Consider the following 3,915-nt stretch of genomic DNA (forward strand, 5'->3'; position numbering starts at 1 on the left):
ATAACTAAGAATTATGGCCACCGGATTAATCAGTCTTGCTAATTTCAGTAATGACGGAAATAGCAATGGTACAAGCTTATCAAACCTTTTTAGTTCTGTTGGTTTCCGCGATCTCACGCCATTTTTAGTTAATGTAAAGAATGATTGGAGTCCGGCCGTGGGTAGCCACTTCAAAGAAGAGAAATTTAACAACTTCTCTTTAAAAAGAGCAAAGGCTCTTAATTGTAAATTCGACCAGTGCGATTTTACCTACGCTGCAGGTAATGGTTCAGATTGGTCAGGTTCAGAGTTTATGTCTTGTAACTTTGATGACACTAACATGCAGTATGCCAACTTTAGTAATTGTAAGTTTACTGCTACCGACAAAACCACGCCTACAGGATTGTTTAGCTCAGGATTTTACGGGGCGACATTCAGAGGCATTCACTTAAGTCGCGCAAACGTAAAAGGATGTTCTTTCACAAACGCTGATTTTTCCAATGCAATCATTGACGACTTAACCATAAGCTCATGTACATTCGAGGGTGCAAGTTTTAATGGTGCGACTTTATTAAACATTGATCTATCAAGTGTAAATGTTGAATATTGCGACTTTTCGAATGCTATTATGAATGAAGTGACACTTCCATTCTGGCAATTCCCCTATGTATTTGGAATAAAGCCTAATGATATTCGGGCAGGGAAAGTAAAAATTAGCGCCCCCGGAAAGGGAATAATTGCTTGGGAAGAATTACTAGAACTAATACCATCATTGGTGAAATATTACCAAGATAGATTTAATTATTTCCCTTGTGCAAACTTGCTACTACTTTCTGAGCATCAAGAATTTTCAGAGTACATTAATGATGCGCTTAAAAATAATATATTATACTTAAATGTTCGAGAGCTAAAATACTTATCCAAGCTATTAGTTAACTCTCAACAATACTCGCAAAGTGAAATGAGTGAGTTATATTTATTAATGCAAAAAGCAAGCTTAAACGGAAATGAATATCAAAAAAACAATTGGTGCCTTCACGAGGGAGATATTAGAAAGTTATTACTCAGAGAAGGAAAATGATATAGCTTAGACTTCACACTCACATGCAAAGCAACTAACGAAAAAATATCCCATGTTAAGCTTACATCAATGATTACCGGGTTTTTCTCTAATATTGAAGATAAACTTAATATTAAAATAAATTTTGACGATATAAATATCAGCAAAAACTCACCTCAGAAAGTAAAGATAGAAAACCTGACTATCACAATAAATGTAAATGAACCAAATCAAGGAAGTGAGAGCAAAAAAAGTTCGAATAAACTTGTTTTAATTACCTCTATTGTAGCTATAGCATTTCAACTCACAGGGACATTTAAAAATCTTACTGATCTAGGGTTCAGTGAAGAGCAGGAAAAAGATGTTATTGAATGTGGTGTTCGGTTTCAGAAGCAAGTTTCAGTTACGGATCTTTACCTAAATAACGGCACAGATACTTGTTTAAATTTCAAAGAAAACAGTACGAACACAGTACAATCAATTTAAAAAAACATAATCAGTAATACTTATATTCATCTCCCCAAGGCATGGTAATCGTATTATTTTGACAAGCTATACAGCTTGGACCAATGATTTGATTATTCTGCCTACTAATTTTTGTAGCTTTATCCCATAACTCATACATTGTTTCAGCTGACGGAGTGGGTAATTCTTCCAGAGCCGTTTTAGTAACAGCACGAAACGGAGACAAGATTGGCATAACCCCCAATTTGGATATCGCTTCTACTGCAGTCAAAGTATTTTGAGCTGGTTCTAGACCTACTATCAGGAGACTTCTAACATTTCCGCTTTTTCCCCACAGTTTGGTTGCATACTTTAGAGTTTCCAAATATTGGGTTCTGGATACTTTTCCTTTGCCGGGCATTATCGCCTTTGAAATCTTATCGTCCCAGATTTCCATGTTAATTCCGATTTCGTTAACACCTGCCTCGAGTAATAGGTCCAGATTAGAAAGGGATTCAGGTGGTTCTATCATGATATAAATCGGTAAATCAGTCAGTTTACGTATTTCAGTCACTACCTGGACATAGTAATGCCATTGTTTTGGCAACGGGCTTCCTCCGCTAATTAATATGTGCTTTGTAGAATCTTTTTGATTACTAATTACGAATTTGACTACATCTTTAATATCTTCGATGTCTGTTTTTTTGGACATTGGGCCGAATGCTACAGCACAAAATTTACATCCTTTTTTGTTGGCCAAATTATATCGGCAACCTCGGAATGGATTTATGCTAAGGCGGTCTGTAAACACCTGCCCTATGGATTCCATTAACTTTCCACTTCTAGTCTTTTCACCCACTAGCTTTGGTAAATCCACAACCTCTACATTTACTATTTTCCTACCAAAATAAGACAGATAATAGAGGTCTTCAAATTCTAGAGAGAAGGGACTTATCAGTGAAAATGACTCTTTTATCGGAACATTTATATGTATGGAGTTTGCGATTAGCAATTCAATGCCTCCCGCAATTCCATCTCTTATAGTTAGCTTATCTCGACTGGAATACAGTGTGGCCTTTGCCTTGAAACTGATCTGTAAACCAAGGCTGAATAGTTCAAACTTCAATCTAGCCTGTTCTTCAATTGTAGCTGGAGTGAAGCTGTCTTGAAAAACCTTCGACTGACAATGAACCAGTGCTGGTTTTATTTGTAGTTTCCCTTCAGCATCAATTGCTCCTATTTTTTCACTGAATCGATACTTTTTGGGCTGACAGCTACTTTCTATTTTAGATGTTGGCCACAGTCCGTCAGATATACAAGTTACCTCAATGTTTCCAGAGTTGTGATAACTATTGCGCAAATCAGGTGTTATCAGCTTTTTTTCCCTAATCAGAAAATCCACATTGCTGCACTCCTCGGCTAGTGGAGTGTAAAAGTTGCTTCCTTTTGGGATGGATAGTTTAGATGTATCTATATTTAAGAAACTTTTGGAAAATGCACTTATGTGAGCTTCTTGAACACTAGGCAACCTATTGCTAGCCAAGATTTCATTAAGAATAAGGGTTGAAGACTGGAATCTGGTATTCAGCTCCACAAACTCCAATGACTCATTCTCGGATACTAAATAGTCAACACCAATAACGCCCTTGTATCCAATTTTAATGAGCCAATTGGAAATTCGCTCACTGAATTCATAAATTTTCCGCTTAATTGGATCATCTAGAGATTCAAATAAATTGTAGTCACAGCCTCCATAGAAAAATTCATTACATTTTTCTCTTATGATTTGTATAGATGGAGGGTAAAGGATGGTTGTTGATCCGATAACTATATGTTGATTTACGGAAAAACTATTTACGCGCTTAGGAGATACAACTAGAGATTCAAACTCACTCGAGCCACTTAATTTAGTGTTGTTGTGATCTATTATATAACTACCCGCTCCCCCTGCTCCGAATCTCTTTTGTGCAACAAAACTTTTGTGATCCGGAAATCGAGATACTAATGTTTCCAACATGCAATCACTTGCCAGCATTAAGCTGACGGGTAAGACGTCAACAAACTCAGATAAAATGAGTCTGCTTTCCAATTTGTCAGATAAGCGTCTAGATAGTATTAATGGATTAAAATAAGAAATGGAATGAGAAAAATCGTTAAATATCTTCTCAGTTATTTTCCCATAAAACATAAATTTGATTGAAGGCTCTTGCTCCAAAACACTTTTCATCTGTTCGTGATAATACTGACCAACCTTATGATAATTCTTAGGGCTATTGATATTTATCTGACAGCCATCAGAATTTAAAGATAATACTTTTTTATTATTTTTTTCGCCGTGAATAACAATAAAAAAGTCAAACAAGTGATTGATGGACGCAACGTCACTATACCTCGGACCAACCCAACACAACCTTTGCATAATTCTTAGTTAT

General features: G+C 36.2%; 3 protein-coding genes. 2 read left to right on the forward strand and 1 reads right to left on the reverse strand.

Features of this window, described 5'->3' with window-relative positions; translation table 11 throughout:
- The first annotated feature begins 13 nt into the window (after positions 1-13).
- Both AC0J20_RS23200 and AC0J20_RS23205 read left to right on the forward strand, forming a co-directional pair.
- A complete protein-coding gene (locus tag AC0J20_RS23200) occupies positions 14-1,060 on the forward strand; it encodes a pentapeptide repeat-containing protein (protein ID WP_473023585.1) in 1,047 nt (348 codons plus the stop codon).
- Between the two features lie 69 nt (positions 1,061-1,129).
- Positions 1,130-1,525, forward strand: coding sequence for a hypothetical protein (locus AC0J20_RS23205; RefSeq protein ID WP_473023586.1), 396 nt, complete (start codon positions 1,130-1,132; stop codon positions 1,523-1,525).
- Positions 1,526-1,535: 10 nt separating this feature from the next.
- On the opposite strand, the gene AC0J20_RS23210 is transcribed toward AC0J20_RS23205, so the two are convergent.
- Entirely contained in the window at positions 1,536-3,845 is a 2,310-nt protein-coding gene (locus AC0J20_RS23210; protein ID WP_229531484.1) for a radical SAM protein, read from the reverse strand.
- Between the last annotated feature and the right edge of the window lie 70 nt (positions 3,846-3,915).

Source organism: Planctobacterium sp. R6, assembly GCF_055755215.1.